Source organism: Pseudobacillus sp. 179-B 2D1 NHS, from assembly GCF_045370945.1.
Lineage (GTDB): Bacteria > Bacillota > Bacilli > Bacillales > Domibacillaceae > Pseudobacillus.
Genome location: NZ_JBIQDP010000034.1, coordinates 1 through 18123 on the forward strand (window position 1 = coordinate 1; position 18123 = coordinate 18123).

The window sequence follows — 18123 nt, forward strand, 5'->3', positions numbered from 1 at the left end:
CACTAGGCTATGTAAGCCCGATTGAATACAAACGATCGTCCCTTAAAAAGGCTGTCTGATTTAGTGTTGACAATCCATTCAATGTATCTTTAGATATAGATTTATCACAAAGAATGAACATGGCTACTAACAGATATACAAATTATTTAGAGAAACACAAAGAAGATAGGAAGACCGATTGAAATAGTCTTCTTAAGTTACCAAAAAACAAAGACTTTTGTGTCAACCGTCATTTCTTGTCGCAGTTCAACTGTACAAGGAGGAGGCTTTCTCTGAGTTTCATACTGTTCGCCAAATTCTTATTTGACGAACAATTAAATAGGAAATGGAACGAGAATGTGGTAAACTATCCCTGACGAAATCAAAATGCAAAATACGAACCAAACCTCCCGTTATAATGAAACTTATTCCATGGTGAAACGTAGATAAGCTAAACTTGATCACCAATCACAACGTGAATGATTAGCTGCTATCATTTCAATTTTTAGGAGGTTTGGTTCATGAGAATGTCCAGCAAGTTCTTAATGAAATTAATGTTGGTAAGTGTTTATCTCGTTGGCGGTGCTGCTTTTTTTATTTTTCTATTAAACGACAGAGTATTAACAGCATCAAATCCTTTATATTGGTTGAGCGTCTCTGTATTTATGTATGGATGGGTTTGGTTGGCGCGTACATATTTGAGTAAACGAAAGAAAAAGGAATCGATAGCTGCCACGTCACATAAAGTCGTCTTTTAAACATGGATATTGATGAAAATTCCTAAGATGATGGTGACCCTTAACTCGTTTTGTTGAGCATCATGAACAGTGATAGAATCTCTACAGACTCCATAACTAAGAGCAAACCGACCAGATTCCATTCCAGAGCTTACTTTGGTAATCATATAAAATAGCAGCAAGTATTTGTTAGGACAAAATTGACGGAGGTCTTTTAATATTGGATAAAAATATGGAGAGCATGATCGTAGAAACGCTAAATGAAGACGTATCTCCAGTTTTAATCTATTTATTCGGTTCAACGGCTAAAGGCATTACACATCAGGACAGCGACATTGATGTCGCCTTTCTCAGCAGTGAGGAGAAAATCGACCAATATGAACTCTTTTTGCTTGCTCAAAAGCTGGCAGCAAAGCTTAATCGGGATGTAGACTTGATTGATTTAGACCAAGCGAGCACAGTTTTTAAAGCACAAATAGTTTCCACGGGCAAGGCGATTTATTGCGCAGACGAACAGAAGAAAGCTTATTGGGAGCTACACACCTTGAAAATGTATGCCAAGTTAAACGAAGAACGTTCCCCCATCCTGAAAAATATAGGCGAAAGTGGGTCTGTTTATGAAAAGTGATGTGGTTTTAAACAAAGCCAGTATGATTGAACGCTATATTAAGCGGATACATGAAGAATACAACAATACGCCTAAAAATCTAGAGAACTGCACCAAGCAGGACTCGATTATTTTAAACCTCCAGCGGGCGTGCGAGGCCAGTATTGATCTCGCCATGCACATAGTGGCCGATAAAAAGCTCGGCTTGCCGCAGAGTAGTCGGGATGCTTTCACGCTCTTGGAAGATCACGGGATTATTCCCTCCTCTCTCTCCTCCAAAATGAAAGCGATGGTGGGATTTAGGAATATAGCGATTCATGGTTATCGGGATATCAATCTGGACATCTTGCAAAAAATTCTTGAAAACCATTTAGTTGATTTCATGCAATTTACGAAAACCATTCTCTTATATTAATCAGTTTAGAATAATAAAATTATGTAAACTGTTCGCAAAAATTGTGTTTGGCGTACACTTGATTGTTTTTGAATAATAAACTATGGCGGTGATCATCATGCCTTCTTCATCAAGAGAATATCAGCAAGCCGAAATCCGGATAGAAGAACAATTAAAACAAATGCCTGATTATGTAAAAGAATATGTCCGGGCCAAAAAACGTGCTGGGCTCTCCTCTACCACTTTGCTGGAGTATCTTTACGATTATAAAAAGTTTTTTGAATGGCTCCGATTAGAAGGCATTGCTAGTGAGCCTGATAATGCCTCTATTCCCTACACGGTTTTGGAAAAACTTCGAAAAAAAGAGGTAGAATTTTTCATTGATTATTTAAGTGAAGAAAAAATAGAGGAACGACAAGGCGTATGGAAGACCCGTTCTGCTGCTCGCGTGACGCGGTATATACAAGCCCTTAAATCTTTGTTTAACTATTTGACAAAAGAAACGGAAGACGATGATGGAGAATGCTATTTTTACCGGAATGTGATGGCAAAAATTACGACGGCAAAAGATAAAGAAACAGCCAATCACAGAGCACGGCGTATCAACAGCGTAATCCTAAATACCGAAGAAATACAGAACTTCCTCTTTTTTATGAAAAATGAATATGAACATACCCTTTCCAAACGGCAAAAGTCCCTTTTTATCAGAGACAAGGAACGGGAGGTGGCGATGATCTCCTTAATGCTGGGCAGCGGTGCCCGAGTCAGCGAGATCGCGAGTCTCACCCTTTCGGATATCGATATACCAAAAAATCAGATAGATGTGATCCGAAAAGGAGGAAAAGCCGACTCAGTGAACGTCCTCCCTTCTTCTATGTCAGACCTGCAAGTGTATCTAAGCATACGAAAACAGCGGTATGGAGCGACGGACAGTGATATATATGTTTTTCTCTCTAAGTATAAGGGAAAAGCGCAGCCTATTACGGTGAGGGCAATACAGAAGAATCTTAAAAAATATACAGAGGCTTTCACCTATGGAAAAGCATTAAGCCCCCACAAGCTACGCCATTCTTTCGCAAGCGAATGGCTTCGCAATGGAGGGAATCTCGTCCTGCTTCGAGATCAGCTTGGGCATAACTCTATTGAGACCACTTCCCTCTATACGAACCTTTCGGATAGAGACAGCCAGCGGTTCATGAACGAGATGGAAAAAAATCGAGGAAATAAGCAATGAGTTTTCTGCCTACAATTTAAATAGTTTTTAATAAAAATGGTTTATAGAGATTGGGAGGTTGTTGTTAATTTGAAGAAAAGTACTATCTTTAACTTTTTATGAAGCGTCTTATCTAGTCGAGTACACTTAGAAACAAACCTGCGTAAAATTTATATTTTTACGCAGGTTTGTTTTCCGCATGTCCATCAGTCTCTCATCACCTTTGTTTTTCTTACATTTTTTCAATGCATATACGCCCTTTTTAGTAGACAGTTTATGCATCTTTTTTCTTATCACACGCGGGCATCATTTAATATTGAGAAAAACCTCTTCTTATATTCTATCAGCGGTAGTCTATTAGCTAAAGGTTACCTTCAATTTGTTCTAATTTATACCAAAAATCCAAGAATGCAATAAATCTTCGATATAAAAAATCTACAGAAGACTCTTTAAGGATGGAAAGAGACTTCTGTAGATGAACGATTATTTATAGTAAATTGAATCGAAGCTGTTTTTATCGAATTTGTCTATACTTCACACTTTTATCAACAAATTCCCTCCAAATTTTTTATTATCATCCCCCTTCACTCGCATTTTCATGCCACTTTTTTTGTACTGTAAATTCTATACTTTATTGTTCTAGTTCCCTACCAATCAATTTTGCTAATACTTCCTGAGCTGCAGCTTTCTCAATCATACTTTCTGTATTAGATTCATGATCGAGGAGTATAGAAACAGAGTTTTTTTCGACCTCTTTTGGATCAATCATTCCCAATGTCCAACTTGCCCAAATTTGTTCTTAAACGACTTGCCACTCTTTAAGCTCAAGACGCCGAGCTTTTTCAATAACATGGGGATCTTTTTCTGCTAATAAATGGGCTTCTTCAAATGTGTCGGCAATATACACTACCAACCCTCCAGATCCATCTGAAAAAGGGCCTCTTGCGTAAATTTTCCCCTGCTTATCTAATTCATCTAAATAATCGATATGAAAGGGTCTTGTTTCTTTGTTTTTTTCAGTATCGATCATATGCAATAATGCTGCATAGTAAGGCATCTTTATATCCTCCTAGTTACGATTCCAGACAACAAGCTTTAGCTCTGTCATTTCTTCTACGGCATATTTCAAGCCTTCCCGACCAGTTCCGCTTTCTTTCACTCCTGCATATGGCATGTTATCCACTCGGAAAGTGGGAATATCATTAATCATAACGCCTCCGACGTGCAGATTACCCGCTGCGTCTAATGCCGTATGAATGTCATTCGTATAAATGACCGTAACGTGAATCATTTACTTTCTCAATGGCTTCTTCAACGGACTTCACTTTATTTATTAAAATAATCGGAGCAAGTACTTCCTGACACGAGGCTCTCAAATCCGCTTTTGCTTCCAAAAGAACAGTGGGATGAAGTATATTTCCTTCTGCTTTTCCGCCTGATTGTTCAGTCTCTTTTATCCACTCCATTTACACATCGGGAGATTATCTTACCAAGCTTAATTTCCTTATCAATGATTGCTGCAGCATTTGATCCAAACTTCAATGTGACTATTTTCAATCCTTCTTTATTCCGAATGCTGATTCCAACTAGCCGGCTTCCTGTAAACGTGATCATGTTCACTCTGTCATCGGTGACAATTTTATCCCCAACAATCCTGCCACTCTCCGTAATGACATTTAACGCTCCGTCTGGCAAACTAGCTTTCTGAAGAAGTTCTGCAATAAAAAATGCAGACAATAGTGTTTATGAAGCAGGTTTCAACACAATCGTGTTACCGCTCGCAATCGCTGGACCTACTTTGTGAGCCGCAAGATTCATGGAGAAGTTAAAGGGAGTAATCGCGCCGATTATAATTATACCAATCGGTTCGCGCTTCGTATAGGTAAGCCTATTTTCACCGCCACTGGCCGCATCTAATGGCAATGTCTCCCCATGTATTCTTTTTGCTTCTTCCGCTGCAAACTTGTAGTTTTCAATTGTTCGGGCTACTTCTCCTTTAGCCGTTGTAATGGGTTTGGCCTCTTCTAAGGTAATGATTTCAGCAGCTTCCCCCGCACGTTCTTCTAGTAGTTTGACGAGGTTTTCTAAGATCTTCGCGCGCTGATGAGCCGGCGTTTTGGCCATAAATTTTCGAGCTTTGTATTCCGCTTCAATTTCTTGATCGATCTCCACCTCTGTAGCCAGTAGAATTTTCGAAATCACTTCTCCTTAGTAAGGAGAACGCAATTAAGTATATTCTTTTGCTTCTATCCATTTTCCATTAATAAGCAGGGATTTTCTTGTTGTGCTACCTATATAAGTCATGTTATTTCAACCCCTCTCTTCTATGACCATAGTAACTTTAGAAGCTGGAAGCAGCTTTTGAAGTGGTGCCGAAAAAATACTCCTGTAAGTTTATTGTTAAGCCGCCATTTCCAAACTTCTGTTTAGACTGTGCTTTGTTTCGCTTTCTCTTTAAGTACTCTAGAAAAAGTAAAATATTTTTACGACGATCCAGTATATTTGTTACCCCTTGGTTGTAGAACCAAGCGTCGATTGTATTGTAAATTCCCTTATTAATTCCGTAATTATCGGAACACAAGCGTATAAATGATAAATCATTCAAATGTATATTCTCTTCCATCTCCGGATTCATGACGCCCCTCCTATCCCAGGAAAAAAATATATTTCCATCCTTTTATTCTTACAATCTTTTTCGAATAAAGTCGATATCTTTTCTTATTTGTTCCATCAGTTGGTCCAAGGAATCAAACTTCATTTCCTGCCTTACAAAAAAGCGCACATTTACTGTCAGTACCTGATCATAGATCATTTCACTAAAATTCAAAATATGCACCTCATAATGGATTTTCAGCTCTTTGCTATCAATTGTTGGCCTTGTTCCAATGTTCATAATCCCGGTGTATTGTTTATTATTATGGAACACTTGAACGCCATAAACACCTTTTTCTAAAAAAGACGGCTCCGTGCCAATATATAAATTAGCTGTCGGAAAACCAATGGTACGGCCAATTTGGTTTCCACGTACTACTTTACCTGTGATAGTGCTGACCAGCTTGTCAACCTCGCCGTTTTTTTCCTTATTCTTAGCGGAGGATACGTTTTTAGTTGTACTGATACTCATGTTCATTCCCCTTTAATGCCTTTTGCATTAAAACAACTTCCTTGCTCAAATTAGCTATTCTTCCTAAAACCGCTTCATCGCTCAGTTCACCTTGAGGGCCAAAATGGTCGTGTTGTACATAAACGGAACTTGGTGCGACGAACGCTCGGAAATAACCAGCGATTGGCTTTAGTTGGTTTTCAATGACTAAATAGTGTTGATATGTGCCTCCTGTAGCGGCAAATCCGATTACCTTATTACGAAAAACTTGAGGAGGAACTAGATCAAACAAATTTTTTAATGCTCCGGTTAATGACCCTTGAAAAATGGGTGTACCGATTATATAAAAATCAGCAGAGGACACTAAATCAAGCACTTTCTTCGTATCTCCTGTATAAGTAGAGGGATCACGGCCATCGCAGAACTGAATATCGTACTCTTTTAAATCAAGCAGTTCTACCTCGATCTCCGGATAACTGCTTCTTACTTCTTCTAATAACTTCTGGATTACTTTCTTTGTTTTTGAGCCTGTAATTGTTCCTGAAATCCCCAATAACTTCATTATATTTCCTCCCTTTAGTAAGAACCTGATGTCTTTTCGGTCGCCTATTTTCTTTATCGCATGATAAATGGATCCGGAATTGGTTCAGATGAGGTATTGACCCAAACTACTTTACTTTGTGTATACTCGTGAATGGCTTCATATCCGCTTTCTCTGCCATAACCGCTAAGCCCTGATCCACCAATCGGCGCAATTGGAGAGATGCTCCGGTATGTGTTCACCCAAACGATTCCTGCACGGATAGCCTTCGCTACACGGTGAGCCTTCGCTACGTCCCTCACCCATATACCAGCTGCCAAACCATAGTCTGTACTGTTGGCCAGTTGAATAACCTCTTCCTCACTTTTGAAGGGAATGACGCTTAATACTGGTCCAAAAACTTCTTCTTTTGTGATACGAGATGTATTATCTGTGTGTTCGAAAATAGTTGGTTCAAAATACCATCCCTTTGTTAAATGTTCCGGTTTTTTGCCTCCATAAGCTATTTTCCCTCCGTCTTCTAGTCCGACAGCTACATAACGTTCTACACGCTCTAATTGCGCTTGTGTGGCAAGAGGCCCCATTTCTGTTTCAGCTTGAAGCGGGTCACCGACCTTGATTTTAGACACACGATCAATGAGCTTTTCTATCACTTTGTTATAAATATCCACATGCAAGAATGCCCGTGAACCAGCGACGCAGCTTTGACCAGATGCTCCGAATATTCCAGCGATAATCCCCATAGCTGCGTTATCCGGATCTGCATCATCAAACACAATATTCGGAGATTTCCCTCCCAGTTCAAGGGTTACCTTTGCAAAGTTTTCTGCTGAATTGCGGACTACATGGCGAGCTGATTCGGCACCGCCAGTAAAAGCTATGCGCCTAACGAGAGGATGAGATGTTAATGAATCCCCTACCGGCATACCAAAACCGGTCACTACATTAACAACTCCTGGCGGAAAACCGGCTTCTTCTACAAGTTTCACAAGTTCTAATAGGGAGGCTGATGTCATTTCAGAAGGTTTAATCACAATCGTATTCCCTGCTACGAGGGCAGGTGCTAATTTAAGGGTTGTTAAATAAAGAGGTGAATTCCAAGGTGTAATAGCAGCAACAACTCCGAGTGGCTCTCTTGAGGTGAATACAAACATATCTTTTTTATCAATCGGCAATGTTTCTCCATGAATTTTATCTGCTAGTCCGGCGTAATAATAGAAGAATTCAGGAAGATACTTCAATTGGCCGCGCATTTCACGGATTAGCTTTCCATTATCCAGCGTTTCAAATTGCGCTAGCTCCTCTACTCGTTCAGCAATAAGTTCACCAAGCTTTCGAACAAGACGTCCCCGTTCTGTATACGTCATATTTGACCATTCCGAATTTAAAAATGCCTGGTGAGCGGCTTTGACAGCAAGGTCTACATCTTCTTCCGTACCCTTTGCTACATAGCACCACGGCTCACCTGTAGCTGGATTATAACTAGGAAAATATTCTCCGCTCGTTGATTCTACCCATTCACCATTTATATACATGTTGTATTTTTTTAGCTTTGTTTTAACTGATTCTGTCATCCTGTCCCCTCCTCACTTTGCTGGAATTGCTTGTTTTTCAATAAAAAATCTAATCGCTTTATTTACAATATCCGCTCCTTCCATTGGCAGCATATGTTTCATCCCAGGCACAATGAAAACCTCTGAATGTGCAATTTCCTTGTGCATTTGTTTTGCCATTTCCGGGTTTGAACCAATGTCATCTTCTCCTGTAAGAATAAATGTCGGCTGGCTAATTTGCTTAAGTTCAGGCCACAACTCTTCATCTGCTGTAGCAAATAGTGTATAGGCTGCTAAGTAGGAAGCCGGATTATTAGTTTCAAGTCTCTTTCGAATTTGATCAACTATCGTTCTTTCTTTCTCTATAAATTCTTCGTTGAACCAACGCTGAATAGCCGGCTCAATCGTCGATGCCGGACCTGTTTTTTTTACTTCTTCTACCCTAGAAAGGATGGCCTTTCGCTGTTCTTCCGTTCGATTGGCCACGGCACTCATGATTGTTAGCGTTTTCAATCTTTCTTTATATTTCGTTGCAAAAGCCTGAGCAACCATTCCACCCATGGAAAAGCCGACAACATGGCTCTTTTCGATCTTCAAATAATTCATCAGTCCGGCTAATTGCTCTACAAATTGGGAGAGCGTATAGGGAGCAGGAGGATGCTCAGATCCTCCGTGCCCCACCATATCATACACAATCACACGAAAGTGTCCTGCCAAACCTTCCACTTGTTTTTCCCACATTGTATGATCCAAGCCGACTCCATGAATGAGAATAAGTGGTTCTCCAATTCCTTTTTCTTCGTAACGGATCATTCCTTGATCACACACTGCGGTCGCCATTAAACAAGCCCCATTTCAACCATATCCTGGTGGCGGTTTCCTGTCCTAGGGAACGGACGGCCTCCTGTAGAAGCACCAATCGCAACCACAATTTCATCTGCCCGCGGAGCATCCGGAATAGAAGCTTCAAATGTGATATAGTGAGAACGCTGCGATTCATCATTTTTATGAACCATTGGAATGATGACTGCTGCCCCTGCACCGCCACGCTTATTCGTAAAAGGTAATATACTTTTTCCCTGTACAGCATCGCGGAATTTGTTTCCGAACTTTAACGTATGGATGAAAGCGGAAGCATGCTCTACTTCTCCATCTACACCAACCACAGCTGCTTTTCCAAAGGCTTCAACATCGTCTGCAGAACCAATATGTTTAAATAATTCAGCTACTAGGACTTCACCAATTTCTGGAGCATATTCGTTAATTTCTGTCATTAAATCATCTACAAACCCTTTGTCAGCCCAAGGATTTTTCATTACTAGCATGGCTGTGATCATTTTAATTGGCGTTTCTAGCTTTTTGCCGCCTTCCATATGGGTCTCTTCAATAGCTGTATATACTTTACGAATTTCTAACATGAACTTTTACCTCCTGATTTTCATTTGCAAATTTAGGCATGACTTCTTTTGTAAACAACTTCAAACTCTTCATCATCTTGTCATGAGACAATCCGTTGTGGTTCACCCAAAGCAATAATTCTTGTAGATTTAATTCATCCTTCAATTCTTGAATTTTTTCAGCTACATATTCTGGAGTACCGAATAACAAGTTTCTCGGATGTAAGAAATCATAATTTAATTCCTGGCCTTCTTTTACTTGTTCACCTGGATCCATCAGATTTCCAAGCCCTCTCCAATGACAAATCCAGCGGTAATTATTTAATACAGCTTCTGCTGCGTCTTGGCGGGCTTGTTCCATTGTTTCGGCTACATATACATCACGAACCAAGGCAATGCCTTCACCGAGCGGAACTTCATACCCGCGTGTTTTTGAAGCGGTTTCACGATATAGCTCAAAGCGTTCTTTTAATTCTTTAACTGTTGGCATCCAGAATATGCCTTTCACATTGTTCTCCGCAGCCCATTTAATGGAGCGTGGTGAATCAATCACTTGCCATAGAGGAGGCATAGGCTTCTGGTACGGTCTTGGCATTAAAGAAATTTTATTAATTTCGCCCTTTTCCATATCCATAAACTCAGAAGAGGCTGGGCTCATTGGATGACTCCACTTTAATCCTTTTGGAGGAAACTGATAAATTTCTCCTTCATGGGAGAAGAAACGATTTCCCCATGCTTTCTTTAATATTTCTAAAGTTTCTTCGAATACCGCGCGGTTTTGCTCTTGATTCGTCGGGTCTGCTAAAGTGTTTAAGTTAGCTGCTTCTCTACCATATAGTCCGCGTGCCAAGCCTACTTCTACACGCCCCTTGCTAAGCTGATCAAGCATCGCAATGTCTTCTGCCAAACGAAGAGGGTGCCAGAAAGTAATGACATTAGCTGCCTGCCCAATACGAATTCTCTTTGTATGAGCAGCAATATCTGCTCCCATTAAAATAGGGTTTGAAATTAGTTCATTTCCTTCATGTCCAAAATGATGTTCTGTGTACCAAATAGAATCATAGCCGTTCTCATCGCAGTAAATAGCCTGTTCGCGGGCTTCATCAAGGACTTTGTCGTATTCTTCATGCCGTCCTGGTCCAGCTAAGTTTGCAAAAATTCCGAATTTCATGAATTTATTCACCTCTGAAATTTATTTCTCTTCATACAGCTTTTTGGCTATTGCTTCTTTTAAGCGGATTCCACTTGATTTCACGTGTTCACGCATAGTTTTTTCCGCCTCATCACGGTTTCCTTTTTCAATTGCTGATAAAATAGCTTGGTGCTCTGCCAATGATTTTTTACGGCGATTAGGGAGCCCAATACTCAAATAAACATAGCGGGTATAAGGGATTTGATTGAGTAGCATATTCAACATAAAGTTTAACTTTGAATTATCTGCGCCATCTAAAATCGCTTCATGGAACGTATCATTTGCCTTAACATAGAGGTCATTATCCGATGTCTGGATAGCTTTCTCCATGTCGGCTACAGCTTTGCGAATGATGCTGATCTCTTTCTCACTTCCTCTTTCGGCTAATAAACCAGCAGCGAGCCCTTCCATCACTTCTTTTAATGTAAATAACTCATCCAATTCTTTTTCAGTTGGTTTTGTTACACATGTTCCTACCCGAGGAATAATCTCAACCAACCCTTCTCTTTCTAACTGTTTTAGAGCTTCTCTGATCGGTGTTCGGCTAACCTTATAGTGTTCTGACAAAGCAGCCTCTGATAGTTTTCTTCCGGGCTCATATTCTCCCTTTAAGATTGCTTCACGAATGGCATTCGTTGCCTGTGAAGTGATACTGGTGGTTAAAATAGTAGTAATAGTAAATCCCTCCTTATTTTTACCATGTACCATGGTAACCTAGATGAAAATTAATGGAAAGAAATCGCAAGGATCCTTTCTTTGAAAAATGCTCTCCCCTTAAGAATAGCAGGATTATCAATGTTCTCTTTTTATTTTTACCATGTACCATACAAGATGTTACGTTCAGTATAAAGTATCTAACAAAATGCGTCAATTACTTATTTTAAATTTTCTAAAAAGTTAATCAAAAATATTTTATTAGCTTATAAACTGTTAATATTCTGTATCTCATTAGTTTCTTTCGCAATATTTCTTTCTTCTTCGATTATTCCTTGCTCTACGCCCATTATTTTAGCAATTCGTGGAGCATGCCACAGTATAGGGAGCATTAAAATTGAAACTGGGACAGCTGCTATAACAACGAATGATTGTAAGGCGCCTACGCCTCCTTCTCCTATTTTGATTAAAATAATCGCGATAACCGCCATAATGACTGCCCAAAACACACGCATAGCCTTCGGAGGATCTCCCACACCCGTTACGCTCATTGCAATAGAATAGGACATAGAATCAACCGTTGTAACAACAAAGAGCACGGTTAATACAAGAAAGACAGTCGGCATTATCGACCCTAGCGGCATTTGTTCAGCAATTGCGATAATAGCTGCTGGCAAGCCTCCTTCTATTAGAGGACCGCTTACTGAGCCAGCATGATTTAATTCGTAAAAAATTCCCGTCCCTCCTAAAACAGTAAACCAAAAGTTTGTTACTAAAGCCGATATAACAGAAACCATCAAAAAAACTTCTCTAATTTTGCGCCCTCTTGAAATTCTGGCAACAAGTAACGCAACTAATGGACCAAAGCCAATGAACCATCCAAAGAAAAAGAGCATCCAAGCCCCCATCCATTCTGGGTTTCCACGATAAGTACTGACAGGAATAAACTCATTCAGATAGGTTCCAGCAGACGAAATGAATGAATTAATGATAAACTCACCGGGGCCAAATAACAGTAAAAATATAGCGATTGCCACGGCCATGTTCACATTTAACCTACTCAGCCATTGTATTCCTTTATCAATACCGGTCAATGTTGAAAATAAAACAACGCCTGTAAGAGCAACGATAATGATAACCTGCGTACTGTATGTGTCTGCCCATCCAAAGACAGCATTTACACCATAACTTACTTGTAGCCCAAGGAACCCAATGGGTCCTATGGTTCCCGCAACCGCTCCGATAATACAAAATACATCAGCAAATGTTCCCCAAAGACTATCTTTAATTTTTTCACCGAAGATCGGATATAACAATGTTCTCGGCTTAAGAGGCATTCCTTTATTATAATGAGCGTACATGATAACAATCGTACTGATTGCTCCATAGATAGCCCAAGCTGTAAATCCCCATGACATATAGCTTTGTGCTAGCGCAGGTCCTATTGCCTCTGCGGTTCCAGCTTTAATGCCTGAATACATAGGCGGAACATCTATAAAGTAATACATTGGTTCCGCGGCTGCCCAAAATACACCACCGGCTCCCAGACCAGAAGTAATAATGATGGCAGCCCATTTAAAAAAACTCATTTCTGGTTTATCTAGATTGCCAATCTTTACTTTGCCGTATTTTGAAAGAGATAATGTTGCGCCCACAAAAAAGGTAGCTAACAAAAGCAGTTGCCAGTAGGCTCCAAAGTATTTAATCGAAAGATCAAACCCCATATTTACATACTTTGTAACCATGTCCACTTTAATGACTGATAGAAAGACAAAGAGCACCAAAACACCGCCGCTCAGGCTGAAAACAGGCCAATCTACTTTTTCTTTAAAAGAGTTCCAATAATTGCTCATATATTTGCCTCCCAGCAATTTTTATAAATTCTCTTTAAACATTCCATTCACTTCACTTTTACAAGCTTAAGATCTACAGGAAGCGCTTTCATTAAACACATTATTATTTATTACCAGCAATGATTAATAAACGTTTTTCTACTCCCCCTTATAATAAAAATCCCCTAAACTCATAACAACTTACAATCAATGCAACAACAAATTACCAAGTAATAAATCAATACGTTGCATGTACCATGGTAGTTATGTAATAAACTATCTCATTCTCAAAAAATTGTCAATAAATTTAGTAAATTAAAAATAATAAAGTTCTTTACACTCTGACGAACGGTGTTTCTTCTCAAAGCTCATTGATTCATTCCTTATATATCTGAATGTTTCGCTATTAGAATGACATCTTTTTCACTTGAATTTGAAAGCTTTTCTATAGCCATATCCTGGACCTCTTGTGAATTATCCCAGTTTAGCTCTTGTATCAATTCCTTAATACTTTTCATAAGATGCATTCTAAAAAGAGAATTTTAATAGCTATTACAGAATTTATAACAAAAATTTAGTTTACATATTTCATACACTTATAGTTCACATAACACTACAACAAAGAAGCTTCTACACGAAGAAACCCCTTAGCCGACAAGAGATTCTCTTCTCACTCTTCCCTATACCGGATTTATACATCATTGATTTCACCGAGTTTCTGGCCATCTAATCGGTCTAGTTGTTGTATGAACAAGTAGGTTTTTATACATTTCACTTTTATTAAACGAACTTTATAATATAATACCCTGTTCTTTTGACTAGATGTTGGATTTGGCGTAAGTACATATACTGCATCCGAACCAGGATCTCTCTCGTGTATACAAATCCACGACTGATAAGGTTTTTCAAATTTTCAAGTTGTTTTAGTAAGTTATTGTACAATGCTACATGAGCTTTAATGTGCCCTCCTCTTATCTTTAAACTATTTCCCCGACCTAGTAAAATCCAGGTATATATGCCAAAAAACAAACGATGATTCACTATCAATATTTAAATCACAAGTATTAATTTTCCCCACAAATTGTGGAAGTATCTTTTCTTCCCTCGAAATTTTCTCAAGTTACTCCTCTCCTCCTACCAAAGTTAGCTAAAGAACCATTAAATGCTGAATTTTGTCTGATACACACCATTACTTACAAACTGGAAAGACTTAAATTTGTTTTTTTAAGCATTCAGGATCAAGAATGATGAATAGTAGACACAAGCTGTGTAAGAGAAACGAACAGAAAAAAGATAAACCCAACTAGGAGTTATCTGTAGTTAATGTCTTCATACAAAAATTTTTTCAGCCAATCCATTTAAGTGTTGACATTATGTTATTTAGCTTACTTATTCTCCATTTGCAGTCGGTACAGGAAGAGGGATATTTGAAGGAGAGGGGTTTTTACAATGATCTGGGTTTAAGTTACTAAAGCAACCATCTTTAGATTTAATCACTGGTCGAACATCAGTAATCGTAGTTTGTAAAATAATTTCGACTCTTGAAATGTCACGAACACCTGCGGCTAAACCTATTGTTATTGCATTTGGTTTTATATTGTTTCTATTTGAATTATACACAATCTGTATTATTAAAATGTTGATTTTTTTATTTAAATTTCTCCCCTTTGTTTTTCGGGCTGTTTCAATTTTAATAAGATGCATCACTTCTATTCCTAAAATAATAGATTCAACTGTACAAAAAGATCTCAACCCTAACATCGAATAAGGATGGATAATTATTTCAATAACAGAAAAAACTTCTGCCCCCCTTCATTTTTAGCCCCTCTTCCATATAACCTCTATACCCTCACGCTTAGTAATCTTTAGAAAAAGTTTGATGATTTTTGTGATCGTTAGGCCATTAAAGCGCCCAGTTTGTTAATAGTCTTCACTTATCAACAGCAATTAGCTAAGTTAGAATAAGGAAAAGGGGTGTTGCCCTATGATGGTCAACACCCCTCTTAATAAAAAACATTTCCTATTTATTTAGTTCTTCAAAAAACTTAATGTTTGTTTCAAAATTCGGAACGGATTGGGTTTCTTCCGCTTGTTTTACTAATTTTACAACCATATCATTATAAGGTGTTAAAATTCCTTTGTCTGCTGCCAGCCGCGGAACGACCCCATTTATATAATCAATTTCAGTCTTACGTTTCTTTTCCAGATCCTGCAGCATGCTTGCTTTTAACAGTCTGGAAGATTCCATGAATTTTCGAAGTGTTTGAACACGCTCAGGAATATCTTTTTCGCTTTTTATTTCTAATGATGCAATATCAAAGGTATTCATTTTAGCAAATTTCACACCGTTTACATGTCCTACTTTGATCGTTTCATCAGCAATATGCGCAGCACTTACAATACTGACTTCATGATCAAGTACCCCTCCAAACTCCTTGTTTAGTGCAGCTGATAAACCGCTAAATGCATTGTTAATCAATAATTTTGACCATTTTGTCCCAACCAGGTTATCGGAAATATGGGTACCCCCCACAAGATCCAAAATGGATTTAATCTGCTGAATTCTTTCCGTTGTTTCACCGTTTAGTTCTCCAATTTGGAAAGCATACTCTTTAAAATGAGTAAATTCTGTTGTAAGTTTTGATACCCCCGGCTCCATAAACGTCGCACCGAATTCAACAGACCCAGCAATTACTCGTTCTCGGCCAACAATGGAAGCCACCTTTTCTTCAGGTATGCCGTTTTGTAAGGAGAGGACTACACTTTGTTCACCTAAAAATGGCAGCAAGTTTTTTAGTACAGAATCGTTAAATAATTGCTTTGTTAAAAGCAAGACTAAATCATAGGTTCCTGACATGTCATCAGGGGTAATAGCTTTCACCTTTGCATGAAAATCTGTTGTGCCGATTATTTTTGCCCCTGTCTGATTTAAGGCGTCAACATGTGCTTGATAGACATCAATCAACTCTACATCTTGTCCGCCGGCAGCAATATATGCACCAGCGATGGTTCCTAAAGAACCTGCTCCTAATACGGCAATTCTCATTCGAATTTCCCCCTACCTTTTCATACTCATTATAAACATCGATTCATCATCAGCTTTTTTGATTTGCTTTTGTTACTGTTTGATCAGTCGCATGAAATATTCCTATCTTTATCGGGATTAATGTTGATTGTTCATTACATGGAGAACCGATATTTGCTTTTGATCACGTTTGTTTTCCAATTCCTCAATCTGTACTTTTCCGTAAGAATTCATTGCCTCATTTGATAATTTTTGAACGGTGGATTCGTCTAGGGTTGGATTTCCAAGGTTTTTACATCCTGATTGTAAATTAGGACCAAGATGTTTAAGAAATGCCGGGAGTCCCCCTTTCCCCCCTCCAAGATGGAATGTGAGGAACGGACCGCCAACTGCCCATCGTAAACCGATGGAATTCGTTACGATTCGATCCAAATCTTTCATTGAAACGACTTCTTCAAGAACTAGATGGATCGCTTCTCGAAAGAGGGCGGATTGCAATCGATTAGCAACAAAACCGGGGATTTCTTTTTTTAATACCATGGGCTCTTTTCCTAATGATTTATAGAAAGCAATGGCATCATTAACGGCTTGAACTTCTGTATGTTCTCCTGGTACCACTTCAACGAGCGGAACGAGATGCGGGGGGTTAAATGGATGTCCGATTAAAAGCCGACCCGGATTCTTCATTCCTTTTGCTATTTCGCTTGAAGGGATTCCGGAAGTGGAGGACAGCAAAAGCGTTTCTTTAGTTACTGCTTTTTCAATTTTAGAAAACAATTCCTGTTTGAATTCAATTCGTTCTGGTCCATTTTCTTGGACAACAGCCGAGCCTTGAAGCGAACGTTCCAGATCCGGCTCTATTTCTAAATGATCTGTTAGATTTTCAGTTGGCAGTCCAAGAGCTTTTAACGTAGGCTTGATTTGTTCAATCCCATTAAGAACTACTTCTTTTAAGTCAGGACGAGGATCATTCACACGCACTGTCAATCCATAGGCTAAAAACAAGGTGGTCCAGGAAATCCCTATTGTGCCAGCTCCAATAACGGTTACTGGATTAAATCGTTGCAATTCTTCAGAGAGCGTTATCTTTGAATTGGACATGTATGGTTTACCTTCCTTTCTATTTTTCAGCTAAATAATCATATATAACAGTTGGAGAGGGCAATGAAAGCTCTGTTAGAATATGAGAAGCCGATACGACCTCAAGGACAGGCAAATCCGCCATTGGTGCCAACGCATGTGCGAACAGCTCCAGCCTTGCAGGTCCTGACCAAGCACCAAGTATTTTAATATCCGTAATTTGGCTCCGGACCAATTCGCAAATTCTTGGATAGCCATCATATCCTGGCATTTTTTTTAACATATAATTCGGTCTAACGATTTCTTTAAGCGCCTCCGAATGATCAAGCGGAAAATGCTTATACCCCATTGTAGCTGTGGCCACCCGCAAAGTACTATAATCCAAGGTTCCGACTAAGGTGTCGGAATCAACATATAAACTAGGCTTGCCTAACTTTTTAGGATACGCTGCTATTTCTCTGCCGGAAGCGATGGCAGGAAAGCTATCTACATACATGGCATGAAGATAATCGCCTTCTTCCCCTTCAAAGCTTACAGGGATGACCTGCCCACACTCTGTATAGGATCCTAGCCCTGTAACATCTGGCATTTTCATAATTTCAAATCTGATAAGTGGATCTTTAACCTCCAATGGCTCCGGAACTATTTTTTTCAATCTTTCAAGATCGGTCCTATACAAAATATTTAAGTATTCACGATTATAAAAGCGGTATGGACCTAAAGGAAACGCCCCCGCATCCAAAGGAGTTGTAAACTGCTTAACTACTTCATCCTTTCTCACTTAAATGACACCTTCCTTTTTTAATCAGGTTCTTA

General features: G+C 39.1%; 19 protein-coding genes and 1 pseudogene. 4 read left to right on the forward strand and 16 right to left on the reverse strand.

The genetic code is table 11. The annotated features are described in order from the left end of the window. The first annotated feature begins 500 nt into the window (after positions 1-500). The 4 genes from ACH0BF_RS22525 (at position 501) to xerS (ending at position 2951) form a co-directional block, all read left to right on the forward strand. Complete coding sequence (locus ACH0BF_RS22525; protein WP_120038391.1) at positions 501-737, forward strand: hypothetical protein; 237 nt, start codon at positions 501-503, stop codon at positions 735-737. A gap of 196 nt (positions 738-933) precedes the next feature. After that, positions 934-1344, forward strand: a complete 411-nt coding sequence (gene mntA, locus ACH0BF_RS22530; protein WP_340856944.1) for a type VII toxin-antitoxin system MntA family adenylyltransferase antitoxin — start codon at positions 934-936, stop codon at positions 1342-1344. After that, the gene (hepT, locus tag ACH0BF_RS22535; protein ID WP_340856890.1) at positions 1334-1738 is read left to right on the forward strand and encodes a type VII toxin-antitoxin system HepT family RNase toxin; all 405 of its coding nucleotides are present in this window, start codon (positions 1334-1336) and stop codon (positions 1736-1738) included. Before mntA ends, hepT begins: the two co-directional genes overlap by 11 nt. 97 nt (positions 1739-1835) lie before the next feature. Beyond that, positions 1836-2951 (forward strand): tyrosine recombinase XerS, encoded by a 1116-nt coding sequence (gene xerS / locus ACH0BF_RS22540; protein WP_406910338.1) that lies wholly within the window; start codon positions 1836-1838, stop codon positions 2949-2951. 610 nt (positions 2952-3561) lie between these two features. Here xerS and ACH0BF_RS22545 read toward each other — a convergent pair. The 16 genes and pseudogenes from ACH0BF_RS22545 to ACH0BF_RS22620 form a co-directional block, all read right to left on the reverse strand. After that, positions 3562-3705: a hypothetical protein gene (locus ACH0BF_RS22545; RefSeq protein ID WP_406910339.1), complete on the reverse strand. Its 144-nt coding sequence runs from the start codon at positions 3703-3705 to the stop codon at positions 3562-3564. Positions 3706-3729: 24 nt separating this feature from the next. After that, a complete protein-coding gene (locus ACH0BF_RS22550; protein ID WP_340856886.1) occupies positions 3730-3987 on the reverse strand; it encodes a YciI family protein in 258 nt (85 codons plus the stop codon). Positions 3988-3999: 12 nt separating this feature from the next. After that, positions 4000-5156 (reverse strand): annotated as a pseudogene (locus tag ACH0BF_RS22555) (aldehyde dehydrogenase family protein). Positions 5157-5271: 115 nt separating this feature from the next. After that, positions 5272-5565, reverse strand: a complete 294-nt coding sequence (locus ACH0BF_RS22560) for a hypothetical protein (RefSeq protein WP_340856884.1) — start codon at positions 5563-5565, stop codon at positions 5272-5274. Positions 5566-5613: 48 nt separating this feature from the next. Further along, complete coding sequence (locus ACH0BF_RS22565) at positions 5614-6054, reverse strand: riboflavin kinase (RefSeq protein WP_340856883.1); 441 nt, start codon at positions 6052-6054, stop codon at positions 5614-5616. Then, positions 6035-6595: an NADPH-dependent FMN reductase gene (locus tag ACH0BF_RS22570; protein WP_340856881.1), complete on the reverse strand. Its 561-nt coding sequence runs from the start codon at positions 6593-6595 to the stop codon at positions 6035-6037. Before ACH0BF_RS22570 ends, ACH0BF_RS22565 begins: the two co-directional genes overlap by 20 nt. Positions 6596-6648: 53 nt before the next feature. Further along, a complete protein-coding gene (locus tag ACH0BF_RS22575) occupies positions 6649-8148 on the reverse strand; it encodes an aldehyde dehydrogenase (RefSeq protein WP_340856879.1) in 1500 nt (499 codons plus the stop codon). Positions 8149-8160: 12 nt separating this feature from the next. After that, positions 8161-8967, reverse strand: a complete 807-nt coding sequence (locus tag ACH0BF_RS22580; protein WP_406910340.1) for an alpha/beta fold hydrolase — start codon at positions 8965-8967, stop codon at positions 8161-8163. Then, positions 8967-9545, reverse strand: coding sequence for an amino acid synthesis family protein (locus ACH0BF_RS22585; RefSeq protein ID WP_340856877.1), 579 nt, complete (start codon positions 9543-9545; stop codon positions 8967-8969). Before ACH0BF_RS22585 ends, ACH0BF_RS22580 begins: the two co-directional genes overlap by 1 nt. Next, positions 9529-10695, reverse strand: a complete 1167-nt coding sequence (locus ACH0BF_RS22590; protein ID WP_406910341.1) for an LLM class flavin-dependent oxidoreductase — start codon at positions 10693-10695, stop codon at positions 9529-9531. The genes ACH0BF_RS22585 and ACH0BF_RS22590 overlap by 17 nt, the downstream gene beginning before the upstream one ends. Positions 10696-10716: 21 nt before the next feature. Next, entirely contained in the window at positions 10717-11424 is a 708-nt protein-coding gene (locus tag ACH0BF_RS22595) for a GntR family transcriptional regulator (protein WP_340856874.1), read from the reverse strand. Between the two features lie 212 nt (positions 11425-11636). Then, positions 11637-13223, reverse strand: a complete 1587-nt coding sequence (locus ACH0BF_RS22600) for a BCCT family transporter (protein ID WP_340856873.1) — start codon at positions 13221-13223, stop codon at positions 11637-11639. A gap of 1368 nt (positions 13224-14591) precedes the next feature. Then, complete coding sequence (locus ACH0BF_RS22605) at positions 14592-14906, reverse strand: hypothetical protein (protein ID WP_340856871.1); 315 nt, start codon at positions 14904-14906, stop codon at positions 14592-14594. 316 nt (positions 14907-15222) lie between these two features. Beyond that, positions 15223-16248, reverse strand: coding sequence for a ketopantoate reductase family protein (locus tag ACH0BF_RS22610; protein ID WP_340856869.1), 1026 nt, complete (start codon positions 16246-16248; stop codon positions 15223-15225). Positions 16249-16365: 117 nt separating this feature from the next. Then, positions 16366-17328: a 3-hydroxyacyl-CoA dehydrogenase NAD-binding domain-containing protein gene (locus ACH0BF_RS22615; protein WP_406910342.1), complete on the reverse strand. Its 963-nt coding sequence runs from the start codon at positions 17326-17328 to the stop codon at positions 16366-16368. Positions 17329-17347: 19 nt separating this feature from the next. After that, complete coding sequence (locus tag ACH0BF_RS22620; RefSeq protein WP_340856867.1) at positions 17348-18088, reverse strand: acetoacetate decarboxylase; 741 nt, start codon at positions 18086-18088, stop codon at positions 17348-17350. Between the last annotated feature and the right edge of the window lie 35 nt (positions 18089-18123).